The organism is Arthrobacter sp. BF1 (genome assembly GCF_056680215.1).
This window is the reverse complement of record NZ_CM155271.1, coordinates 440,652-463,651: the sequence shown is the minus strand read 5'-3', so window position 1 is coordinate 463,651 and position 23,000 is coordinate 440,652. Positions and strand designations below refer to the sequence as shown.

17 protein-coding genes and 1 pseudogene are annotated in these 23,000 nt (G+C 64.5%); 1 reads left to right on the top strand and 17 read right to left on the bottom strand.

The features are described from left to right. Positions 1 to 319: 319 nt before the first annotated feature. Positions 320 to 1,162 (top strand): HAD-IIA family hydrolase, encoded by an 843-nt coding sequence (locus tag AC1MCD_RS02240; RefSeq protein WP_498678498.1) that lies wholly within the window; start codon positions 320 to 322, stop codon positions 1,160 to 1,162. Here the strand turns inward: AC1MCD_RS02240 and AC1MCD_RS02235 are convergent. From AC1MCD_RS02235 to AC1MCD_RS02155, 17 genes and pseudogenes are all read right to left on the bottom strand, one after another. Continuing rightward, complete coding sequence (locus AC1MCD_RS02235; protein WP_498675473.1) at positions 1,159 to 2,208, bottom strand: alpha/beta fold hydrolase; 1,050 nt, start codon at positions 2,206 to 2,208, stop codon at positions 1,159 to 1,161. The genes AC1MCD_RS02240 and AC1MCD_RS02235 overlap by 4 nt on opposite strands. A 102-nt stretch (positions 2,209 to 2,310) precedes the next feature. Then, positions 2,311 to 2,937: a hypothetical protein gene (locus AC1MCD_RS02230; protein ID WP_498675472.1), complete on the bottom strand. Its 627-nt coding sequence runs from the start codon at positions 2,935 to 2,937 to the stop codon at positions 2,311 to 2,313. 37 nt (positions 2,938 to 2,974) lie between these two features. After that, positions 2,975 to 3,790, bottom strand: a complete 816-nt coding sequence (locus tag AC1MCD_RS02225) for a GAF and ANTAR domain-containing protein (RefSeq protein ID WP_498678496.1) — start codon at positions 3,788 to 3,790, stop codon at positions 2,975 to 2,977. Between the two features lie 85 nt (positions 3,791 to 3,875). Then, a complete protein-coding gene (pyrE, locus tag AC1MCD_RS02220) occupies positions 3,876 to 4,448 on the bottom strand; it encodes an orotate phosphoribosyltransferase (protein ID WP_498678495.1) in 573 nt (190 codons plus the stop codon). Between the two features lie 123 nt (positions 4,449 to 4,571). Then, positions 4,572 to 5,687, bottom strand: a pseudogene (locus AC1MCD_RS02215) (FAD-dependent oxidoreductase); the annotation flags it as partial. Positions 5,688 to 5,814: 127 nt separating this feature from the next. Beyond that, positions 5,815 to 8,145 (bottom strand): gluconokinase, GntK/IdnK-type, encoded by a 2,331-nt coding sequence (locus tag AC1MCD_RS02210; protein WP_498678492.1) that lies wholly within the window; start codon positions 8,143 to 8,145, stop codon positions 5,815 to 5,817. 70 nt (positions 8,146 to 8,215) lie between these two features. Next, the gene (gene manD / locus AC1MCD_RS02205; protein ID WP_108600586.1) at positions 8,216 to 9,445 is read right to left on the bottom strand and encodes a D-mannonate dehydratase ManD; all 1,230 of its coding nucleotides are present in this window, start codon (positions 9,443 to 9,445) and stop codon (positions 8,216 to 8,218) included. 38 nt (positions 9,446 to 9,483) lie between these two features. After that, complete coding sequence (gene uidB / locus AC1MCD_RS02200) at positions 9,484 to 10,938, bottom strand: glucuronide transporter (RefSeq protein WP_498675468.1); 1,455 nt, start codon at positions 10,936 to 10,938, stop codon at positions 9,484 to 9,486. Between the two features lie 287 nt (positions 10,939 to 11,225). Beyond that, a complete protein-coding gene (locus AC1MCD_RS02195) occupies positions 11,226 to 12,665 on the bottom strand; it encodes a mannitol dehydrogenase family protein (protein WP_498675466.1) in 1,440 nt (479 codons plus the stop codon). Continuing rightward, positions 12,662 to 14,068 carry a glucuronate isomerase gene (uxaC, locus tag AC1MCD_RS02190; RefSeq protein ID WP_498675464.1) on the bottom strand — a complete coding sequence of 469 codons (1,407 nt, stop codon included), beginning with the start codon at positions 14,066 to 14,068 and terminating at the stop codon, positions 12,662 to 12,664. Before uxaC ends, AC1MCD_RS02195 begins: the two co-directional genes overlap by 4 nt. An 87-nt stretch (positions 14,069 to 14,155) precedes the next feature. After that, on the bottom strand, positions 14,156 to 15,214 hold the full coding sequence (locus tag AC1MCD_RS02185; protein ID WP_498675462.1) for a LacI family DNA-binding transcriptional regulator: 1,059 nt from the start codon (positions 15,212 to 15,214) through the stop codon (positions 14,156 to 14,158). A gap of 107 nt (positions 15,215 to 15,321) precedes the next feature. Further along, complete coding sequence (locus AC1MCD_RS02180; protein ID WP_498675460.1) at positions 15,322 to 16,488, bottom strand: Gfo/Idh/MocA family protein; 1,167 nt, start codon at positions 16,486 to 16,488, stop codon at positions 15,322 to 15,324. 55 nt (positions 16,489 to 16,543) lie between these two features. After that, complete coding sequence (locus AC1MCD_RS02175; RefSeq protein ID WP_498675458.1) at positions 16,544 to 17,413, bottom strand: sugar phosphate isomerase/epimerase family protein; 870 nt, start codon at positions 17,411 to 17,413, stop codon at positions 16,544 to 16,546. Between the two features lie 48 nt (positions 17,414 to 17,461). Further along, on the bottom strand, positions 17,462 to 18,292 hold the full coding sequence (locus AC1MCD_RS02170; RefSeq protein ID WP_498678489.1) for an ATP-binding cassette domain-containing protein: 831 nt from the start codon (positions 18,290 to 18,292) through the stop codon (positions 17,462 to 17,464). A gap of 71 nt (positions 18,293 to 18,363) precedes the next feature. Further along, positions 18,364 to 20,253 (bottom strand): dipeptide/oligopeptide/nickel ABC transporter permease/ATP-binding protein, encoded by a 1,890-nt coding sequence (locus AC1MCD_RS02165; RefSeq protein ID WP_498675455.1) that lies wholly within the window; start codon positions 20,251 to 20,253, stop codon positions 18,364 to 18,366. After that, positions 20,250 to 21,191, bottom strand: a complete 942-nt coding sequence (locus AC1MCD_RS02160) for an ABC transporter permease (protein ID WP_498675453.1) — start codon at positions 21,189 to 21,191, stop codon at positions 20,250 to 20,252. Before AC1MCD_RS02160 ends, AC1MCD_RS02165 begins: the two co-directional genes overlap by 4 nt. 101 nt (positions 21,192 to 21,292) lie before the next feature. Further along, the gene (locus tag AC1MCD_RS02155; protein WP_498675451.1) at positions 21,293 to 22,822 is read right to left on the bottom strand and encodes an ABC transporter substrate-binding protein; all 1,530 of its coding nucleotides are present in this window, start codon (positions 22,820 to 22,822) and stop codon (positions 21,293 to 21,295) included. Positions 22,823 to 23,000: the final 178 nt, after the last annotated feature.

Genomic DNA, 23,000 nt, shown 5'->3' with positions numbered 1-23,000 from the left:
GGTTGCCCGCTGCATCCCTTGGGGGGTGGCGGGGGCGCGCTGTGGTGGTTGCTCATGGCGGTCCCTTTCAGGTGCTGGCAGGCATCCAGCGGTCCCGCGGTGCCCGGTGATTTCTGACGTCGGGGACCAGCCGGCGCAGGCCGGCACCGTGAATCACCGCGGACATCCCCCGATCCGCAGCCGATGGGCACCGTAGTGCCGGCTTCGAGCCTAGCCGACGGGCCGGGCAGCCCGGGAACGGCGCCGCCCTGAGTTTCTCCTGCCGCGCGTGTTCCGGGTCCAAAGAATGACAGACTGGACCAGGAACAGCACACATCTTGTGGAGGTAAATGTGGCAGAGGCAGACCAGGCAGTGGGAAACCCGGCGGTTTACCGCAGCGGCCAGGAGATCGAATGCTGGCTGACGGACATGGACGGCGTCCTGGTCCACGAAAACCAGGCCGTCCCGGGCGCCGCGGAACTGATCCAGCGCTGGGTGGACACGTCCAAACGCTTCCTGGTGCTGACCAACAACTCCATCTTCACGCCGCGCGACCTGGCGGCCCGGCTCCGTGCCTCCGGTCTCGAGATTCCCGAGGAGAACATCTGGACGTCGGCGCTGGCCACGGCCCAGTTCCTCAAGGACCAGGTGCGTGGTTCCGGGTCCGGGAACCGCGCGTACACCATCGGGGAAGCAGGGCTGACGACGGCGCTGCATGAGGCAGGCTTCATCCTCACCGACCAGGACCCGGACTTCGTGGTGCTCGGCGAAACCCGCACCTACTCCTTCGAAGCGATCACCATGGCTATCCGCCTGATCCTGGCCGGGGCCCGCTTTATTGCCACCAACCCTGACGCCACCCAGCCGTCCAAGGACGGACCAATGCCCGCCACGGGTGCCATCGCCGCCCTGATCACCAAGGCCACCGGGCGGGAACCGTACATTGTTGGCAAGCCGAATCCCATGATGTTCCGTTCCGCGATGAACCAGATCGATGCCCACTCCGAAACCACCGCGATGATCGGCGACCGGATGGACACCGACATCATTGCCGGCATGGAGGCCGGGCTGCACACGGTGCTGGTGCTCACCGGCATTACCCAGCGCGGCGATATTGCCGCCTACCCGTTCCGGCCCAACCAGGTGCTGAATTCCGTGGCGGACCTGAAGAACCAGATCTAGAAGACGCTCACTTTCGAGCCGCCGCGGGGCAGCGGGAAGAACTGGTCCATCAGCTTGTCCACGATGGGCCGGTAGACGAGCGGACTCCAGCCCGGGCTCGCGTGCGCCGGCAGGGCACCCTCGGTCTGCAGGTCCATGGACACCATGTGGGGCGCGAAGGCGGTGGACCACGCGCTCCTGGCCGTCTGGTAGCTGACGGTGCGGTCCTTGGTGTTGCCGATATACGCCATCCGCGCACTGCCGAGCTGGTCCACGAAGCGGTTCCCGTCGAAGTGGTAAATGTACGCCGACTCGGACTGAATCAGCACACTGGACGGCGCGATCGGGGACAACTGCTCCATGCTCTGGTCAAAAATCTGCCGCCAGGTCCGCTCGTCCTTGTGCATGACGCGCTCCCCCAGTTCGTAGCTGCCCCTCAGCACCGACGGGACCCGGAAGCCGCGCTCGTAAAGGAACACAACGCCGTCGAACCAGCTCTCGTCCAGCACATCGCTCCGGCTGTAGGGAGTGGAGTCCAGCAAAATGAACTCCACGTCCACGCCGTGGAGTTCCCGGAGCCGCCCCGCCACCTGGGTGGCTACCATGCCGCCGAAGCTGTGGCCGTAGAAGTAGAGCCTGGTGAGGTTCCTGGCGCGGACGTGTTCAATGACCGCCATGACCACCTGGTCGATATCCAGCCCCTGGTTGGAATAGCCGACGGCGGCGAGCTGGCCCCGTTTGTTCAACGACCCCCGCAGGGCGTTTAGTATCCATTGCGCCTCTTCCCAGCTGGTCTTGAAGCCCGGAAACAGGAACCAGCTGGCATTCGGATAGTATGCGTCGGCGAAGTCGTCCGGGACCTGCAGGATTCTGTTGACCCGCCGCTCCGCCTGGACCCGGCGGGTCAAGAGCATATCCGCCACGAGCACGGTTGAGGCGCCCGCTCCTGCCAGGAACCCGCGCCGTGAAAACCTCTTGAGGGCAGCGGCATCGGCAAGCAGGCGGGCTTGTTGAGACCCTGGCTGCCCTGGCTGCTCCAGCGGTTCTGCTTCCTCCCTGTACGGCACATCTCTACCGTAGCCACAGGAGAAGCCGCCCCCGCAACCCGGCTTCTCCTTGGCTGGGCGGCGGGCGGGGAATCGGGCTGGAATCGGGCGGGGGGAATGGCGTCAGCTTGCGGCTTGCCGCTCCCCTGCCGGGTTCAGGATCTCACTGAGCGGGGTTCGCCGCAGAATTTCCTGGCCGATGTCGTTGTACCGGCCAAGCAGGTCCGGGCCACCCAAGGCCTCGGGGTCGTCAAGCAGAGTAAAGACTTCGTCGCTGGCGGCGAAGAGCTCCTCGTCGGAGTATTCCTCCAGTGGGCGGATGGCCAGCGGCACCAAAGCCGGCTCGCTGCCCCCTCGCCTGCCTGTTTCAACAGCGGCCGCAAGCTCGGCCGCAAGCACATCAGTGATTTCCCGTAGCGGAACTACGGTGTTGTCGGCCGGCTGTTCAGCGTCCACGCCGGTCAGTATCAACGAGACGCCGCCGCCGAGAGTGCCGGGTGCGCCTTCCATCGTGTTCAAGTCCGTGCGAAGACCCGCCAGGGCAGTTGATTCCACCCGGGCGGCATGGGAGAGGTCCACGCTGATGTGGGACTGGATCCCCATGCTGCGGAGTCTCTGGATCATGCGGACGAGGGCTGGGCGCGATGCTTGGTTGAGGTTGCCGAGGACGTCAATCCGGACGGTGTCGGTCAGTTCGTCGCGGCTGGTGGTGGCGTTTAAGCAAGCGGTGCCATTTGAGGGGTGCTCCATAGGTACTCCAAATAAAGGGGTGTCTACGGCCGACGGCTCAACCTCCGTAAGCGTAGCCGTCGGTTGAGTCCGGCACAAGCGCAGCGGGTGGGCGTGAGCCCGCCTTGCCCTGTCCTGGCTGCTGATAGTGGGTGCGGGTGCCGGCTCCGCCCACGGAGTCCACGAGTGCTTTGGCAATATCGCGCAGCTTGGTGTTGCTGTTGCTTGAGGCGTCCGTGAGGATTTGAACGGCGGCGTCCTGGCTGCAGCGGTTTTGCGCCATCACGACGCCGAGCGCGATATCGATGATGGTGCGGGACTCCAAGGTGGCACGGAGGTTGGTGGCGTTGTCGCTGTGGACTGCGTACCGGACCGCCAACCGCAGGGCCTGGGAGATCTCCCGGGTAAAGCCCCGGGCCTTGGCTGCGGCGCGTTCGTCGAATTTATGCGGGACATCCGAATACAGGTTCAGCGCAGCCTTTGCCTCGCCCTGAAGGTTAAAAGGCAGCGAAAGCACGGAACGCAGCCCATGGGACGCCACTGCGTCCGCGTAGGCCGGGCCCCACCGGTCCTCCTCGAAGAGGTCGGGTACGTTGACTTCGCGTTGTTCCTCGGCCGCGGTGAGGCAGGGCCCCTGCGCCAGCGAGTATTGGATTTCGTCCACGTCCCGGGCATCGTCGCTGCTCCAGCCGATGGTGGCCGCCTTGCGGTCACGGAGGAGGGTTATGCCGCACAGCGCGTCATCGCCGTCGCCCGCCATCTGGTGCGCCGAAAACCTGGCCAGCTCATTGAGGAACTCCTCAAAATCCGCACTTTCCAGGATAAGGTTCTGGACCCGTTCGGTGGTGTTAAAGGGTGATTCCGGTGTGAGCATGGTGCGCATTTCTCCAGGTGGTGCGAAAGGCCTGAGAATATGATACCGACCCCTCGGCTCCTGCGCCTGCGCCCAAGCCCGACTGTTAGGAAAGTCCCAACTCATCCTTGCCGAAGGCGAACAGGTACGGCACTCCGGTCTCGGCCTCGATCTTTTCCTTGGCTCCGGTGTCACGGTCAACGATGACCGCCACGGCCACCACGTTGCCGCCTGCCTTGCGGACGCCTTCGACGGCGGTCAGCGCGGACCCGCCGGTGGTGGACGTATCCTCAAGCACCAGGACTTTGCGCCCCTCGACGGACGGGCCCTCAACCTGTCGGCCCATGCCGTAGGACTTCTGAGCCTTGCGGACCACAAAGGCGTCCACGGGACGGCCGGCATCAACCCCCGCGTGCATCACCGCGGTTCCCACGGGGTCAGCACCCATGGTCAGGCCGCCGGCACACTCAAAGTCGATCCCGGCGTCGTCAGCCAATGCCAGCATGACCTGACCCACCAATTTGGACGCTTCGTGGTGCAGCGTGATGCGGCGCAGATCGATGTAGTAGTCCGCCTCGGCACCGCTGGAGAGGATGACTTTGCCGCGGACAACGGCAAGTTCCTTGATCAGTTCAAGGAGGCGGGCACGTGCAGCGGCGGCATCAAGAGGGGAAGTCATGGTATCCAGTTTAGTGGTTTCCGGGTTTGTGACGGCGCGACCCTCTGCCTCCCGCGGCCGAGCGCGGCGTGCAAAGGCCGGTGCATGTTCGGGCCGGGGTCCGAAGGCGATCATCCGGGGCAGGAGCCGACGCGCCAGCGGAACATTCCGGACCACAAAGAGCAGGAACGGCGGGACCCCTGTCCTCTTCCCGGCGAACAATGGAACGAAGACCGCCCGGTGCATGACGCGTTGGACGGTTTGCACAACAACGGTGGGCATCCTGCGCCGCCGTTGAACTGCCGCGAGGTCCCTGACGCTCACGTGCCCCTGGAGAAGCGCGGGAGCCAGCAGGGTCGCGGCCGCGACCGCGTCCTGGATGGCAAGGTTGATCCCCACGCCTCCGGCCGGGGACATAGCGTGGGCGGCGTCGCCGATGCACAGCAGCCCATCCACGTACCACTGCCTCAGCCGGTCCAGCCGCACATCCAGCCAGTGAAGATCCTCAACCGAACGGATCGAGTCCACGCGGTCGGCCAGGTCGGGACGCAGGCCGGCAACCCGTTCCCTGAACCGTTCCACCCCCTCAGCCCGGAGCCGCGCGTCCATTCCCTTCGGGCCGAGATACCCCATCTGGTAGTAGTCGTCACGGAACAGCGCAATCATGGCTTCCCCCTGCCGGAATGCGGGGACGATACCCGCCACCGCACCCTTTTCCGAGGCATGTCGCGGAAGCCTGAACCACCAGGTGTCGAAGGGCACGGGGTACTCCTTCGGCTGCAACCCGGCGTCCCGGCGCAACACGGAATGACGCCCGTCGGCGCCCACCACCAGGTCCGCGCCGAGCCCGCCTTCCCGGCCATCACGCGTCCGGTAGCGGACGCCGGTGACGCGGCCGCCGTCGAGCATTAACGACGTGGCTTCATGTTCCATCAGGAGCGTGAACGTGGGTTCGCGCGCAGCCTCCGTGGCCAGGAAGTTCAGGAAATCCCACTGCGGCATCATGGCGATGTAGTTGTACGGGGGCTTCAACGACGCGAAATCGCCGAAGGTGACCAGGCCCGCCCCCGGGACAGGTAAGGCAACGGTGCTTAGCCGGCTCTGCGGAAGTTTGCGGAACTCGTCGCCAAGGCCCAGCTCGTCAATCAGCCGGACCGTCGAGGCATGCACGGTGTCGCCGCGGAAATCCCTCAGGAAGTCGCCGTGTTTTTCCAGGACAGTGACGTTCACGCCCGCCCGGGCCAGCAACAGCCCCAGCATCATGCCCGCCGGGCCTCCCCCTACAACAGCGCACCCCGTTCGCTCCATGCCCTAACGCTACGCCGGACAAACAAAGGCCGCACTCGCAATTGATGCGCGTGCGGCTTTTGCTGGTGCAGTTATCCGGCTAGAGCCGGGTGTCGAACGAGTCGCAGAAGACGTTCTCGTTGAACGTGCCCTGGAACTCGGACTTGCCCATGATCTTCTCGATCGTGGCCCGGATGGCTTCCACGGAATCGGCGTGCGTGTGGATGGCGGTCTTGACCATCGGCACGTCGATGAGGTGGTTGGGCTGGTTCAGCGACACCAGCACCGTGGGAACCTCGGTGACGTACCACGGGATCTCGGCCGCCATGGGGGTGGACCACTTGATGCGGATGGCCGCTTCCTGGGCAAAACCCTTGACGTTGGCGAAGACGAACGCGGCGTCATACTTGTCCGCATAGTCGCCCGTGGCTTCCTCCGAGATGACGGACATGAAGTTGATGACGGTCTCCCCCGCAGCTTCACGCTGGGCGGCCGTCTTGAACAGGTGCACCTCGAAGCCGGCCTTTTCCAGCTCGTCCTTGACCTTGTCGAGGTAGGCCAGCGGGTCCGCCCGGGTGAAGTCCGAGTCGCCGGAGATCCCGTACAGGCGGATCCGTTTGTGCGTTTCCGGCGTGATGGGCAGGTTGTTTGCGGTGTCCTTGACCAGGGTGACGGTCTTGTCCGCTACCTCGGCGGCAACCGCACGGTGCTCCGCACTGCCGATCCTGGCCAGCGCCTCCGCCGGCGGAACCAGCCCGTCGCGTTCCTTGCGGTGCAGGCCAAGTGAGGCCTTGAGTGCCAGGATGCGGCGCAGGGCGTCGTGCAGGCGCTGCTCGGTAATGACGCCGGACTTGTAGCCGTCCAGCATGTACCCGAAATCCTCGGCCGGGTTGCGGAAGAACAGGAACATGTCGCAGCCCGCGGCAATGGTCGCAGGAACCAGGTCCCTGCGCTTCATGGCCTGGGTGAGCCCGATCATCTGCGAGGCATCCGTGAGGATCAGCCCGTTGAAGCCGAGCTCGCCGCGGAGCAGGTCCTGGAGCAGTTCCGGCGCCAGCGTGGCGGGCTTGATGTCCTTGTCCGCCAGGCCCGGCCGGAAGTGACGGGACAGCTCCGGGGCCCCGATGTGCCCGATCATGATCGACTGCACGCCGTGTCCGATCATTTCGCGGTACACGTGGCCGTAGGTTTTGTTCCACTCGTCGTAGCCAAAGGTGTTGTAGGAGGTGACCACGTGCTGGTCGCGCTCGTCCACACCGTCGCCGGGGAAGTGCTTCATGGCGCACGCGGTGGGTGACTCGCTGATGCCGTCGAAGTATCCCTTGGCGCGCTCCACCACGATCTCCGGCGTGTTGCCGAAGGACCGGGTGGAGATGACCGTGTTGCGCCAGTTGTAGTGGATGTCCACGATAGGCGCGAAGGCCCAGTTGCAGCCCAGCGCCGCGGTTTCGACGCCGGCCACCTGGCCCATCTTCCGTGCGATGGTCTTGTCCGGGTGCGACCCTGCCTGCAGGTGCGTGGACACAAACGTGCCGTCGTCGCAGCTTCCGGCGCCGCCCATTTCCGGGTTGGATGCCACCAGCAGCGGCACCTTGGACTTGGACTGTGCGTAACGGATGTGTTCCTGGACAGCGCCCGAGGGCCCCGGCCGGTAGCGCATGCCGCCCACGTGGAAGTTCTCCAGCACACCGTCGAGGTACTCCGGGGAGTAATCGTTGTTGTGGTTGATGAAGAGCTGGCCGATCTTCTCCTCAAGAGTCATCGATTCCAGGGTGGAATTCACCCAGTCAACCGCTGCGTCATCGAGGTTGAACGGCGCGGCCTTAAGGTCGACGTCGAACTGGCGGCCCGGGGTGCCGGCGGCACCGGAGGTGCCGCTCACGGAGGCACCGCCCACTGAGGCACCTGCCGGAGTTCCGCCGTCGGGCGCTGCAGTTGCCTTGGCGACGGCGTTCACGGCGGCGGAAATTCCCGCCAGCGCGTCCACCATCACCTGGGCCACCGGCCCGGCGATGTCCACCACGATGCCTGCCTCATCGGCTTCCAGCGGTTCGAGGGTGGCGAGCTGCGATTCCAGCAGCGCCGGCGGCATGAAGTGGCCGGAACGCCCTTCAGTCCGTGCCCTCAGAACCTCTTTGCTGCCGTGCAGGTGCAGGAACACCGTATCCGGCGCCTGGGCCCGGATGGCGTCGCGGTAGCTCCGGCGAAGTGCCGAGCAGGCCAGGACCAGGCCACCCTCGCCGGCTGCTGACAGTTTCGAACCCACCGTGGCGAGCCACGGCCAGCGGTCCTCGTCGGTCAGCGGCATGCCGGCGGCCATCTTGGCCACGTTGTCCACAGGGTGGAGGGAGTCGCCGTCGAGGAACGGTACACCGAGTTCGCGGGCCACGAGGTCACCGATGGTGGTCTTGCCGCAGCCGGAGACGCCCATCACGATGACGCGCGGACCAGCGGCCCCTCCTCCTGCGGAGGGCGAAGTAGCGATGTTCACCAGTGGTGCCTCACCAGTCATGGACAGTGCCGTCCACCAGGCGGTTGTACGGCAGGTAGGCCTGCTGGTACGGGTAGGCAGCGGCGGCCTCTTCGTTGAATTCGACGCCGATGCCGGGCTTGTCGCCCGGGTGCAGGTAGCCGTCCACGAACGTCATGGACTGCTCGAAGACCTCGTTGGTCTTGTCCGAGTGCTGCATGTATTCCTGGATGCCGTAGTTGTGGATAGCCAGGCCTACGTGCAGCTGGGCGGCGAAGCCCACCGGGGAGATGTCGGTGGGGCCGTGGAAGCCGGACTTGATCTGGTACTGGGCGGCGAAGTCCATGACCTTCTTCAGCGGGGAGATGCCGCCGAAGTGGGTGGAGGCTGCGCGGACGTAGTCGATCAGCTGTTCCTTGATGATGGTCTGGTAGTCGTACACGGTGTTGAAGATTTCACCGATGGCCAGCGGGGTGGTGGTGTGCTGGCGGACCAGGCGCAGGGCCTCCTGGTTTTCGGCCGGGGTGCAGTCCTCGAGCCAGAACAGGTCGTACGGTTCCAGCGCCTTGCCAAGCTTGGCCGCCTGGATGGGGGTCATGCGGTGGTGGCCGTCATGCAGCAGCGGCAGTTCCGGGCCGAACTCGTTGCGCACGGCTTCGAAGACGGTGGGCAGGTGACGGAGGTAGGCACGGGTGTCCCAGTCCTCTTCGACGGGGAACGCGCCGCGGCCGGCGGGCTCGTAGTCGTAGCGCTCACCGGAGGCCTGGGCCTGGGCAGCCACACCGTAGACGGCTTTGATGCCGGGGACGGCGGTCTGGATGCGGACTGACTTGTAGCCCAGTTCCAGGTGCTCGCGGACGGAATCGAACAGTGATTCGATATCCGCGCCGGAAGCGTGGCCGTAAGCGCGCAGGCCGTTGCGTGAAGCCCCGCCCAGCAGCTGGTAGACCGGCATGTTGGCCATCTTGCCCTTGATGTCCCACAGTGCCATGTCCACGGCGGCGATGGCAGCCATGGTGACCGGGCCGCGGCGCCAGTACGAGCTGCGGTACAGGAACTGCCAGGTGTCCTCGATCTTGTGCGGGTCCTTGCCGATCAGCAGCTGGGCAACATGCTCTTTGAGGTATGCGGCGACAGCCAGTTCGCGGCCATTGAGCGTGGCGTCACCGATGCCGGTGACGCCGTCGTCCGTTGTGATGCGCAGGGTCACAAAGTTCCGGGACGGGCTTGTCACGAACACTTCAGCGGCAATGATTTTCACGGCAGATCCTTTCGAGGACTTCAGGTCAGGTGGTGGTACTAAAGCTTTTGGCGCGAGGGCTTGCCGGCGCCAGCGGAAGTGCTGGCGTCGGCTGCGGGGGTGGTGCCGCCGGCGGTGGTGGCGTCGTGGCTGGCGTCAGCCGGGCTGCTGGCATACGCCGTTTTGGTGCGGCGGGCCTGGATCTCCTTGAGGATTTCCGCGTGCGTGGCATCTGTCAACTTGTACTTGGACATGACCAATACCGCAAGGAGCACCATGACGGCGGGGAGCGCGCCGGCTGCCACCTGGATACCGAAGATGGCGTCTGGAGTCTGCGCAACGCCGCCCGATTTGTAGCCGCCAAGAGCGAGGGCGTAGGCGGCAAGTGCGCCGCCTACAGCCTGGCCGGACTTACGGGTGAAGGAGAACAGCGCGTAGGTGATGCCCTCGGTGCGGACTCCGGTCTTCCACTCGCCGTATTCCACGGTGTCGGCTTCCAGGGCCCAGACCACGATGTTTACGGCGAGGACGCCGATCAGGCTGATGACGAGGCCTGAAAAACCAATCCAGACCTGGCTGGCAGGGGTGAAGAAGATGATCACGCCGCCTGCGATGGTGATCATCGAGGAGTAGATGTAGACGTTCTTCTTGCCGATGGTGCGGACCAGGCGGGACATAAAGGCCGCGAGCACGAAGGTCAATGCTAGCTGGACGATGGAGAGTACGGGGTAGAGATCCAAACGGCCGAGGACATCACGGAGGTAGTACAGCTGCACGGAAGTCAGGGCCAGGTACCCGGTGAGGAAGAAGAAAGAGCTCAGGCACAGCATCATCAGGGGCTTGTTGGTCTTGAGGGTCTCCATGCTCTGCTTGAGCGAGACGTTGGGGACACTGCGGTGGACGCGCTCCTTCGCAGTCAGGGCCGTGAAGAAGTACAGCGCCGTTCCGATCACCACGAAGACCAGGGTGATGGTGGTGAACATCTGCTGGAGGTCTGCGCCGGGCTTGATCAGCGGGGCCACAAAGATGCCTAGGGCGGAGCTCACGGTCAGGGCGCCGACAAGGCGGGCCGAGCCGAGCTTTGCGCGCTCGCCCGGATCCTGCGTCATGGCGCCGGCCAGCGAGCCATACGGAATGTTCACGAGGCTGTAGGCCAGGCCAAGGGCTGCGTAGGTGACGTAGGCGTACAGCAGCATCCCCGATTCACCGATCTGCGGAACGGAGAACACTGCCACGCTCAGCAGGAGCAGCGGGATGGAGCCGAACATGATGAAGGGACGGAACTTGCCGAAGCGCTTGCTGTAGGTCCGGTCAACGATCCGGCCGGCAAAGACGTCGGCGAAGGCGTCGAACAAGCGGACTACAAGCAGCAGGGTTCCGGCGGCAACTGCGGAGATACCGGCGACATCCGTGTAATACACCAGGAGGAACATGGTGGCAGTGGTGAAAGCGAGGTTGTTTGCGGCATCGCCGGCCCCGTAGCCGATGATGCTGAGCTTGTTTAGCTTTTTCATGATTGGGCTCCTTTACCCTTGCCGCCTTGGGGGCCGGCGAAATATTGAAATGCTATGAAGCGGTGAATCTTTGGCCATGCCTCAACCGGAAATCCACGTGGGACGGGAGTGCCGCCGCCTGTAACTCGTTGCTGTAATCCTAGTCACTTGGCAATAAAATGGCAAGCGGTTGCCATAGATTTCTGCCAATAATTAACGAAACCCCACGTCAGCGGAAACAGCGCTGCCCGGTCCAACTTCGTGGACCGGGCAGCGCTGTTTTACCTCTGTTGTACCGGGACGTCCGGCTAGGAGCGTGCCGCGAAAGTTCCGAGCAGGCCGGCAACCAGCGCCACCACGGCATCGTCCGCAGCCACAGCCGGATCAATCAGCGCCAGCAGCGCCCGTACACGCCCCGGGCCTTCGAGCTTGTTGGCCTCCGCCACCTCTGCCGCGAGCGGATCGTGGAACGTCTCGGCTGCTGCGCTGAAGTCCATCCAGGCGGCAATCATCAGTGCGGCAGCAGCTCCGGACTTGCCTTGGGCGCGTTCGGCCAGCAGGACCGGCACTGACCGCATGCGCAGCTTGGTACTGCCGTCCATGGCGATCTGGGCCAGGTGGTGGGCGATGCGTGCGTTGCTGAACCGGGCCAGCAGGGCGTCCCGGTACGCGGGGATCTGGAGGTCAGCGCCGCCGGCGGCCGCACCGGAGAGGTTGGCCTCGGCCTCGTCCCAGAAGCTTTCCACGGCGTTGCGGCACTCCGGGTCCGCCAGGGCTTCGGCCACGGTGGTGTGGCCGCGGAGCTGCCCGGCGTACGCCAGCAGGGAGTGCGCGCCGTTCAGGAGCCACAGCTTGCGGTTCTCGAAAGGTTCAATGTGGTCAACGAAGACCGCGCCGGCATCTTCCCAGCGCGGGCGACCGGCCGGGAAGTCACCACTGAGCACCCAGTTGGTGAAGGGTTCAGCAACAACCGGCGAGTTGTCGTGGTACCCGCAGGCGGCCTCGACGGCGGCGATGTCGGCTTCCGTGGTGCGCGGCGTGATGCGGTCCACGGACGTGCTGACAAAGCTCACGTTGGCCTCAACCCAGGCTGCGAGGTCCGCCTCCCAGGCCTGAGCCAGGCCGGTCACGGCGTTGCGCGCAACGGTGCCGTTGTTGGCTAGGTTGTCGCAGCAGACGACGGCGATCGGCCCGGCTCCGGCAGCCCGGCGGGCAGCGAGGGCAAAGACCAAACGGCCCAACGGCGTCGACGGGTTCCCGCTGCCTGAACCCAGCAGTGCAAGGTCCGAGGCGACGTCGGACGCTGCGGTGTCGAGCTGCCCGTCGGCACCCAGCCGGTACGCGGCTTCGGTGACAGTCAGCGTGACCATGGCGGTGGCGGGTGCGGCAACGAGTTCGGCGAGCCGCTGAACGTCCGCGCCGTCCACGGCTTCAACAATGCTCCCGACGACGGCGAACGAGTCGCCGCTGTCAGCGCGCTCCACGAGGGTGAAGAGTCCGTCCTGCTCGGCAAGTGCCACGGCAGCGTCCGGGCGGCGGCCGGTGAAGGCCGCGATGCCCCACTCCGCGGCGTCGCCCGCCTGGCCGGTGTACCACGCCTGGTGCGAGCGGTGGAAGGCGCCGAGTCCGAGGTGGACGATCCGGACCGGCGGCTTGGGTGCCGTGCGGAGCGTGCGGTTCAGCTGGGGAAGGGCGCCTGCGCCGGCAGTTTCGCTGGCCTGTGCGGGGCTTGTCTGTTCGGTGGTCACAGTTTGAAAACCCTTCGCGGGGACGAATCGACGATGTCCACGATGAGTTCGTGGGCACGTTCCTCACTGACACGGTGCTCGGCCACGAGGCGCGCCAGGAAGGAGGCCTCAATCCGGCGGGACGCGTCATGGCGGGCGGGGATGGAGCAGAAGGCGCGGGTGTCGTCGATGAAGCCCGAGGAACGGGAGAAGCCGGTGGTTTCTGTCACGGCGGAGCGGAACCGCAGCATCGCATCGGGGGCGTCAAGGAACCACCAGGGGGCGCCAAGGTAGACGGACGGGTAGAACCCGGCCAGCGGTGCCAGTTCGCGGGAGAACACCGTCTCGTCCATGGTGAAGAGCACCAGGTGGAAGTCCTTGGCCGTGCCGAAGTCCTGCAGCAGGTCACGGACGCCCTCGGTGTAGTTCACGGCGAACGGAATGTCGTGGCCTGTGTCGGCGCCGAAGGCTTCGAACGTAGGCGTGTGGTGGTTGCGGAAGGAGCCCGGGTGGATGGTCATGACCAGCCCGTCCTCCACCGACATGCGGCCCATCTGGTACATCATGTGGGCTTCAAAGGTGTTGCGGTCCTCTGCTGTGGCCTTGCCGGCCCGGGCGAGTTCGAAGATCCGCTCAGCCTCGGCACGGTCCAGCTTGAGTGTCGCGGGCGTGGCCACGCCGTGGTCGGCGGAGACTGCGCCGTGTTCCACGAAGTAGCGGCGGCGGTTCTCCAGGGCCGTGATGTAGGCGGCGTACCCGGTGGCGCCATCGCCGGCGGCGTCGATCAGGCGGTCCACGTTGGCACTCCAGGTGGGGTGCGCGACGTTCAGGTACTGGTCCGGGCGGAAGGTCGGCAGGACGCGGCCGTTGAATGTCGGGTCCTCGGCGATCGCCTTGTGGCTGGCGAGGTTGTCCAGGGGATCGTCCGTGGTGGCCAGGACCTCGATGTTGAAGTCCTTAAAGAGCTGGCGCGGACGGAAGCCGGGCTCAACGAGCTTGGCGGCGATGGCGTCATAGCTGGCGTCAGCGGACATCTCGCCGAGGTCTGCGCCCAGCTTGAAGACGCTGTCGAACTGGGTGCGGAGCCAGTAGCCCGACGCCGTGCCCTCGAAAAGCGGCCAGGCTTCCACGAAGGTGCGCCAGATGTCCCTGGACTCGGGGGTGGTGGCGCCGCCCGCGCGCAGCTTGTCAAGGGAGATGCCGTTGGCGTGGATCAGTCGCGTGACGTAGTGGTCCGGGCTGACCAGCAGCGCCGCCGGATCAGGAAAGGGCGTGTTGTTCTCGATGACAGCAGCGTCAACATGGCCATGCGGGGAGATAATGGGGAGGTCCTGGACGCGCTGGAGCAGGTCGCGCGCGATGCTGCGCGTTCCTGGGTCGGCGGGCAGGAGCCTATCTGGGTTGGCAGCAATCGACTGTGACATACGTCAATAATCCGGCTTGGTCCCCGTCTTTGTCAACCGGTTGCCAAAAATTGCCAGGCACCGGTGCGGGGCCCGTCCCGCGGCTGGTCAGGCGGACAGGATCCGTCCGCTGGAACCGCGGAGTACCAGCTCCGTCTCCACGCTCAGGGTGCCCGCCGGCTCGCCGCTTCCGTGCAGGAGATCCAGGAGCCGCGTAGCAGCGCCCGCCCCGCACTCCCCCAGCGGCGAACGCACGGTGGTAAGTGGCGGCGTCGTGAAGTCCGCACCGAAAATGTCGTCGAAGCCCACGATGCTGATCTGGTCCGGCACCCTCATGCCGGCGGCCTGGAGTTCCTGCATCAGCCCGATAGCGAGGAGGTCGTTGTAGGTCAGCACCGCTGTGGCACCGCTGGCGCGGACATCACGCGCAGTCTGCCGGCCGCCGTCGACCGTTGGTTTGGTGGACTCAAGCCGGACTGCCTCCAGCCGGGACCACTCGCAGGCTGCCTGCACTCCCTCCCAGCGCCGCTCGGACATCCACGATTCAGGCGGGCCCGCCACGTAGGCGATCCTCCGGTGGCCATTCCCGGCCAGGCTGCGGACCGCCTCGCTGAGCCCCTTGTGCACGTCCGGCACCACGCACGGCACCCCCTCCACTTCGCGGTTGATGACCACCACGGGTTTGTCCCGGGCCAGGGCCCGGATGTTGTCATCGTCCATGCGGGGGCTTGCCAGGATAAGGCCGTCTACGGTGGCCATCAAGCGGCGGGCGGCAGTCAGTTCCGTTGCCGGGGACTCGGCCGATTCGGCAAGGACCAGGGTGTAGTCGCGGTCCGTGGCGGTGGTTTCGGCGCCGCGGATTATGTCGAAGAAGGTGGGGTTGGTAATGTCCGCGACGATCAGGCCGAACGTGTTTGTCTTGCCGGTGGGAAGGGCGCGGGCGAACGGGTTGACGTGGTAATTCAGCTCGGCGGCCGCGTCCTCGATCAGCTTCTGCGTTTTGGGGCTGACCCGGCCGGGCTTGCTGAGCGCCCGCGAAACCGTGGAAGCGTTGACGCCGGCAATCCTCGCGATGTCGTAAATCGTGGCGTTGGATTTTCCGTCCCGGCCGTGCTTTTTGGCCGCGCCCGCAGGTGTGGCGGCATCCGGCGTCTTGGGTTCAGTCACCGCCCCATCCTAACGAGCAAACTGCCCAAGTAGGTCGCAGTTAATGCCGTTTTGAACGCTCATAACAGCATTAACTGCGACTCAGTTGGGCTAGGGGGCCGGCATGGTCAGGTCCGCTGCGGGAACTTGCCCTCTTCGGCGATGCGCTTATTGAGCTCTGCCAGGAATTCGTTCTCGTCGAAGTCCAGCCCAACTTCCTTGCCTGTCCAGGCGGAAAGGTGGATGGCGTTGGCCAGGCGCACCCCGTTGATGCCGTCCGAGCCCGGGGCCAGGAGCGGCGTGCCGTCGAGGATGTTGGCGGCAAAGTTCTCCAGGACGCCGGAGTGCTGCGCACCCCAGGCGGACTCGAACTCGATGACCTCGGTGGTGTAGTACTGTTCCGGGTTCAGCTCGCCCATAAAGAGCCGGCGGACATCGTCCATGTCCATGCCTTCACTGAGCTCGCGCTCGGGCTTGTGCAGGCGGGTCACGGTGGCGGTCTTGCTGCCCTCGACGACGATCTTGCCCTGGTCGCCCAGGATTTCGAAGCGGTCGGTGCCGGTCAGGTCGTGCGTGGCCGTGACAAAGACGCCGGTGGCGCCGTCGCCGTAATCCACCACTGCCGTCACTTCGTCCTCGACGGCGATATCGCGCCTGAAGCCGAACGCCACCTTCGCGTAAACCGACTTCGGGACGCCGCAGATCCACTGCCACAGGTCCAGCTGGTGCGGTGCCTGGTTGACCAGGACGCCGCCGCCCTCGCCGCCCCACGTGGCACGCCATTCGCTCGAGTTGTAGTAGCCCTGCGGCCGCCACCAGGTGGTGATGATCCAGTTTGTCCGGCGGATCTTGCCGATCTCGCCGCCCTCCACGATTTCTTTGAGCTTCTGGTACAGCGGGTTGTTGCGCTGGTTGAACATGATGCCGAAGGTCAGTTCCGGCTTGCCGGCAGCAAACTCGTTCAGTTCCTGGACCTGCTTGGTATAAACGCCTGCCGGCTTCTCCACCAGCGCGTGGATGTTGCGCTTGAGGGTCTCGATGCCCATCTCAGGGTGCAGGAAGTGCGGAACGCAGGTGACCACCGCATCAACGTCGCCGCTTTCCAGCATGGCGATGTAGTCCTCGTAGAACGGCGCGTCCGGGTACGTGGCAGCGGCCAGTTCCTTCTTCGCCGGATCGATGTCGCAGATGGCGCCGATCTCCATGTTGGGGACCAGACCGTCCGTGATGAACTTGGCGTAGGCGCCGCCCTGCTGGCCCAGGCCGATGATGCCGAGGCGTACTTTCTTGCTCACAGTAGTCTTCCTTCTTCGTTGGTTGAGCTTGTCGGAACCGCATGGCCGGGGGTGGCTAGAAGAGCTCGGCCTGTCCCAGCGCAACGAGGTTGTCGTAGGAGGTCTGCAGCGCTTCCCAGACGGTGCGGCCGTAGAGCTCGTCCTGTTCCACCAGCAGGTACTCGGCGCCGGCAGCCTGCGCGGCCGGGATGATGGAGGCGAAGTCCAGGTTGCCCTCGCCCACCTCGGCGAACTGGACAACGTTCTTGAATTCGGTCATGAAGCCGGCGAAGTCCCCGGAGTCCAGCAGCCCCAGGGAGGACTCCGGCATCATGCCGATCCGATAGTCCTTGAGGTGGACCATGGCCGTGCGGCCGGCGTACTTTTCCAGCGTGCGGACCGGGTCCAGGCCGCCGCGTTGTACCCAGTGCACGTCGATTTCCATGCCCATGGCCGGGGAGTTTTCCGCGATGATGTCCAGCATGTATTTGCCGTCGAACTTCGCGAATTCGATGTGGTGGTTGTGGTAATACAGGCTGAGGCCCTGCTCCTGGAGGCGTTCGGCGTAGTCATTGGCCTGCTTGGCGAAGTCAACCACAGCCCCAATTGAGGTCATCGCCGTAAATGGCAGCATGCCGATCCGCAGCAGCTTCGAGTCCAGGCGCTTGGCGTCATCAACGATCTTGTCGAAGTGCTCCGCCAGCGAATCGCCGGGGCGTCCCTTGGGGGTCTCCATCGCCACGGAAAGTGCTGCGATGTCCATGCCCAGTTCAGCCCGGGAACGGTCCAGTTCGGCCACGTTCTCCGGCGTCATCGGGATCTGGGAGATCTCGACGGCGTGGTAGCCGATTTCGCTGACCTTGCGGAGCGTTTCGAATGCCCCGGCTTCGGCGAAGCTGTCTTTCAGCATCATTGCCTGTACGCCAATTTTGGCTGATTTGGCCATGTTAGCCCTCCATCGTTGTTACGGTTCAGTTGGTTTCCGGCACGTGCCCTATGCGGGGACGCCAGCCTGTTCGGCCTGCTGCCGCTGTTCTTCCAGCAGGCGGTGGCGGTCGGCACGGCGCTTCTCCTGGCGGTCCGGATCCGGCACCGGGGAAGCGAGGAGCAAACGCTGAGTGTAGGGGTGCTCGGGGTCGCGCGTGACAACCTCTGCCGGCCCCTGCTCCACGATTTCTCCACGGTACATCACAGCCACACGGTGGCTGATGTGGCGGACCACGTCAAGGTCATGGGAGACAAACAGGTAGGAAACGCCGGTGTCTTTCTGGATCTGCAGGAAGAGGTCCAGCACGCGGGCCTGCGTGGACAGGTCCAAGGCACTGACCGGTTCGTCGCAGACGATGAGCTTGGGTGAGAGCGCCAGGGCCCGGGCGATGGCCACACGCTGGCGCTGGCCGCCGCTGAACTCTCGCGGCAGGCGGTGGATGGCGTCCGAAGGCAGGCCTACCTGGTCCAGGAGTTCCTTCACGCGCTTCTTGGCTGCCGTGGCCTCCATGCCTTGCACACCCAGGGGTTCCGCGAGGATTTCGCCGATCTCCAGCGCCGGGTTCAGGGATGTGTACGGGTCCTGGAAGACCACCTGCATGTCACGGCTCAGGACGCGCCGCTGCTTCCGGGTGGCATGGCTGATGTCCTGGCCTTCGAAGCTGATCTTGCCGCCGCTTACCGGCGCCAGGCCCAGGACCGCGCGGCCCAGGGTGGTCTTGCCCGAACCGGACTCCCCCACCAGGCCCAGGGTCTCGCCTTGGCCGATATGGATGTTGATGTCCGTCAGGGCACGGAATTTTTTGGCTCGGAAACCCTTGCCCGCGTAGTCCACCATGAGGTTTTCGACGCGCAGGAGTCCATCGCGTGCCGGGGCTGATTCCGCGGCGTACAGGGCTGCAGTTTCGGTCACAGTACATTCTCCTTCGCAGTTGACGGCGCAGTTGCAGAGGAACCGGCTGACACCAGCATGGTCATGGGTTCCTTGCCTTCGAGCATGGAAGCCAGCAGGGTCTGGGTATAGCGCTCCTTGGGTTCGCGCAGGATCTCCCGCGCGGGGCCTTCCTCCACCAGCCGTCCGTTCTGCATGACCACAACACGGTCGCAGAGGTCAGCCACCACGCCGAAGTTGTGGGTCACCAGGATGACGCCAACGCCGAGTCGGCGCTGGAGGTCCCGGATGAGGTCCAGCACGTCGGCCTGCACGGTCACGTCCAGGGCGGTGGTGGGTTCGTCAGCAATGATCAGGTCCGGTTCGCAGCTGATGGCACCGGCGATGAGCACACGCTGGGCCATGCCGCCGGAGACCTCGTGGGGGTAGGCCTTGAAGGTCCTCTCGGGGTTGACGATTCCGACGTCGGTGAGCAGCTTCATGGCCCGGGTGGTGGCCTCTGCCTTGGAGATTCCGAGGACCCGCACCATGGGGGTGACCAGCTGGTAGCCGATGGTGAAGGCCGGGTCCAGGTTGCTCATGGGTTCCTGGGGGATGTAGGAAATCCGCTTGCCGCGCAGTTTGGACAGCCGGCCCTGGTTCACTTTGTCGTCGCCGGGCGCCACGGTGTAGTTGCCGTCAAACTGGATGGCGCCGGCCACAATGCGTGCGGTGTCCGGCAGCAGGCCCAGGATCGAGAACGCAGTCTGGGACTTGCCCGAGCCGGACTCGCCCACTATGCCGAGGATTTCGCCGCGGTCCACGTGGAAGGAAACGTCGTCGACAACTTTCTTGACGGAACCGTCGGCCTGCGGGTAACCGACGCCGAGGTTGGTCACCTTGACGAGGTGGTGTTCGGTTCCGGCTTCGACGGCGGCAATGGTCTTGCGTGCTGCCTTGGCGGCGCTGGCGGCGGCCGCGTCCTTTGCCTCATGCGTTTTTTTCCTGCGGTTCTTGATCTTTTCGCCGTCTTCGAGGGCATCGCGGACAGCGTTTCCAAGCAGGACCAGGGCACCGATGGTCAATGCCATAGCGAACGCGGGCCAGAAGAGCAGGGACGGCGTGAGGTAGACGTTCTTGAAACCTTCGCTCAGCATCACACCCCAGGTTGCCTTGGCCGGATCGCCCAGCCCCAGGAACTCAAGGGCGGACTGGATGGCGATGGCAACGCCGGTGATTGCTGCGGTCTGGATAATGATCGGTGCGCGGACCACGGAGAAGATGTGGCGGGTGATGATCCTCAGATCGGACAGGCCGGAGACACGGGCGGCATCCACGTAGAGCTCGTTGCGGACCGACTGCACGGCAGAGCGCACCAGGCGGAAGTACGACGGGCTGATCAGGACGCCGAAGGCGATCATGGCAATCCAGACCGACGGGCCGAAGGCAGAACGGATGGTCATCAGCACGATCAAGCCCGGGAGGCTCATCAGGATGCCAACAACCCAGTTGGCCACAGCTTCGAACTTTCCGGCGTAGTAGCCGGCCACCAGGCCGGCGGGAAGGCCGATCACGATGGCGACGGCGGCGCAAAGCAGCGCTGAGAGCAGCGTCAGCTGCGCACCGAACAGCAAACGGCTCCACACGTCACGCCCGGAACTGTCCGTTCCGAGGATGTTCACGGAGTCGGGTGCGGCCAGGGTTTTGGAGATGTTGGCGAAGTTCTGGTCGAACGGTGCCAGGATATTCGCAAATGCAGCGAGCAGGACCACGACCAGGAGGATGACCAGTGCAACAATGCCCAACGGGTTCTTCAGGATCCGCTTGAAGGCTGAGGACCGGACGACGGTGCCGGTCTGGCCGGATTTTCCCGGAACGGGATGGCCTGCGGCCGGCGTCAGGGCTGAGGTTTCGACGGACTCGGTCACGAGACACGCACCTTCGGGTTAAGCCAGCCGTTGAGCAGGTCAACAATCAGGTTGACCACAATCACAACAGCGACGGTGTACATAACGACGCCCATGACCACCGGCTGGTCGCTCTGGATGGTAGCGGTGACAGCCATGGGGCCCATGCCGGGCAGGGCAAAGATCGACTCCAGGATGACCACGCCACCGAGCATGCCGATCAGTTGGAGGCTCAGCACAGTCAGACCGGCAGGAGCAGCGCTGCGGAGGACGTGCTTGAAAAGGACTTCCCGTTCACCGATTCCGCGGCTGCGGAGGGTGCGCACGTAATCGCGCTCGAGCTGCTTGATGACGGCGCTGCGGATCTGCTGCGCACCGCCGGTGACGCCGTTGATCAGCAGGGCGATGACCGGAAGGGTCAGCGACAGCACCCAGGCGGAAGCGTCGACGCCGGGTGCAATGGTACTCGTGGCCGGGAACAGGCCCATCTGGATGGCCAGGATGGTCACCAGGATGATGCCGATGACGAATCCGGGAATGGAGTCCCCAACGATGGCACCGATCTGGACAACGCGGTCCACCCACCCGCGCTTCACGGCTGCGGCTACACCAATGAGGGTGGCGATGATGGAGATGAGGATCATGGCCACCACCACCATGGTCATGGTCACGGGAATGCGGGTGGCCAGGGCGTTGGCAACGGGTTCGGAGGTGAACCATGAGGCGCCCAGGTTGCCGCCCAGGGCATCCATGAGCCAGCTGAAGTAACGCGTGATGATGGGCTGGTCGAGGCCCAACTCGGCTTCTTTGACGGCCAGTTGCTCCGGTGTTGCCTGGTCGCCCAGGATGTTCCGGGCGATGCTGCCGCTCGATACGTAGAGCAGGGAAAAGGTGAGGATCGAGACGGCGAGCAGGACTACTATTCCGCTGCCGAGGCGTTTCAGGATGAAAGGGATCATTGCTGGCTCCGTTGAACAGGCATGGTATTGAGTGCCCGGTCCGGCGGCCCGCCTGAGGCGGACCGCCGGACCTGCGCCGGTTTGTGGCTGCTAACCCGTCCCTAAGAGGCGGGCGAGTAGTTGTAGATCGACGGGACAGCCTGCTGGATCTGCGGCGTCACGGTGATCTTGGAGTTGTGGTAATACATCTGGTTCACCCGGAACAGGGGTGCGAACCAAGCCTGCTCAACCACGTACTTGTTGACTTCCTGGGCCAGCTTGGGAGCATCCTTGGCGCCATTCTGCACGGCGTCGATCTTGGCCTGGAGTTCGGGGCTGGTGTTCTTGAAGGGGTTGTAGAGCGCCTTGGTGGAAACGATCTGGTTGATGGCGACCCACGGCTCACCCTGGAACAGGGTGAAGTAGATGCTGCTGAACTTCTTCGCTGCGATATCCGAGGTGTAGGTGTTGGTGATTGCAGAACCGACGTTCAGCGTGATCCCAACGTCAGCGAGCTGCTGCTTGACGACGGCGAGCTGGGTTTCGAAGCCGGGAACCGAGGGGACATCCAGCGTGACTCCGGTCTCGTAGCCGGCCTCCTTCAGGAGCTGTTTGGCCTTGGCCGGATCGTAGGAGTAGTAGTTTTCGAGCTCTTCAGTCCAGGCGCCGCTCGCCTTGCCAAAAGGCTGCGAGGTCGGCGTGCCCTGGCCCAGCAGGACCTGATCCAGGATGGTCTTGCGGTCAAAGGCGTAGTTGATGGCCTGGCGGACCTTGACGTTGCCCAGCGCGGTGTTCGTGGCGCCATCGCGGTCCATCAGCAGCAGCCCCTGCCAGTCCACCTGGTTGGTAGTAAGCGTCATCTTGGCGCCCTCTGCCTGCTTGCCGGTCTTCGGGTCCAGCGGCGCACCGTCCACCTGACCGGAAACCAAAGCGTTGGTCCGGGCAGTCAAATCGGTCAGGGTTTTGAAGGTGACCTTCTGGAACTTCTGGAGGTCCTTGTTCCAATAGTCCTTGCGTGCGGTGAACACGGACTGGGAGTCCTTGACCGTGGCGGCCTTGTCCATCACGTACGGACCGGAGCCGACGGGCTCGGTCTTGATGGCTTCAGAACCCAATGCCTTGGGGCTGCCCATCAGGCCTGCGGCCTGGCTGAGGTAGAACTCCAACGAGGGATCCGGGGTGGAGAGGTTGAGCTCGATGGTGTCGGCATCAACCACTGCGACGTCGGTGACCGCCGTCAGCTGGGCCATCTGCGGGCCGTTGGCCGTCTTGAAGTGGTCCAGGTTTGCCTTGGCCGCTTCGGCGTCGAACTTGGCGCCATCGCTGAACGTCACGTCTGCGCGGAGGTCCACGGTGAGCTTGGTGTTGGTGTCGTTGTATTTCCACTGGGTGGCCAGCATGGGGCTGAGCTTGCCGTCCGGTTCCCGCAGGAGCAGGGAGTCATAGGCAGCCTGGTAGGGCTGGAGGATGTGGCCGACGTGGGCCTGTGCCGGGTCCCAGGAACGAATTTCCTGAACGGTGCCCAACGTCAGGGTGGTCGTCTTGGCTGCGGCCGGGTTGTTGGCGCCTGTGGCACCGCCACCGCACGCTGTCAGCGCTAAAGCTGCGCTGACGGTAATGGCGGCTGCTGCCGCCTTGGGACCTAACTTCATTGTTGGCTCCTGAATCTGTGGAACGTGAGGGATACGAATCCGATCGGTGTGGCCTGGGCCACACCGACCTTGCGAGATTCAGAGTACGCATGATTGCCAAGTTTGGCAACCGATTGTCAATAATGTTGCAGGATCTAGATTCACAGGTCTTTAGTGAAACGTTCTAACAGCCCACAAT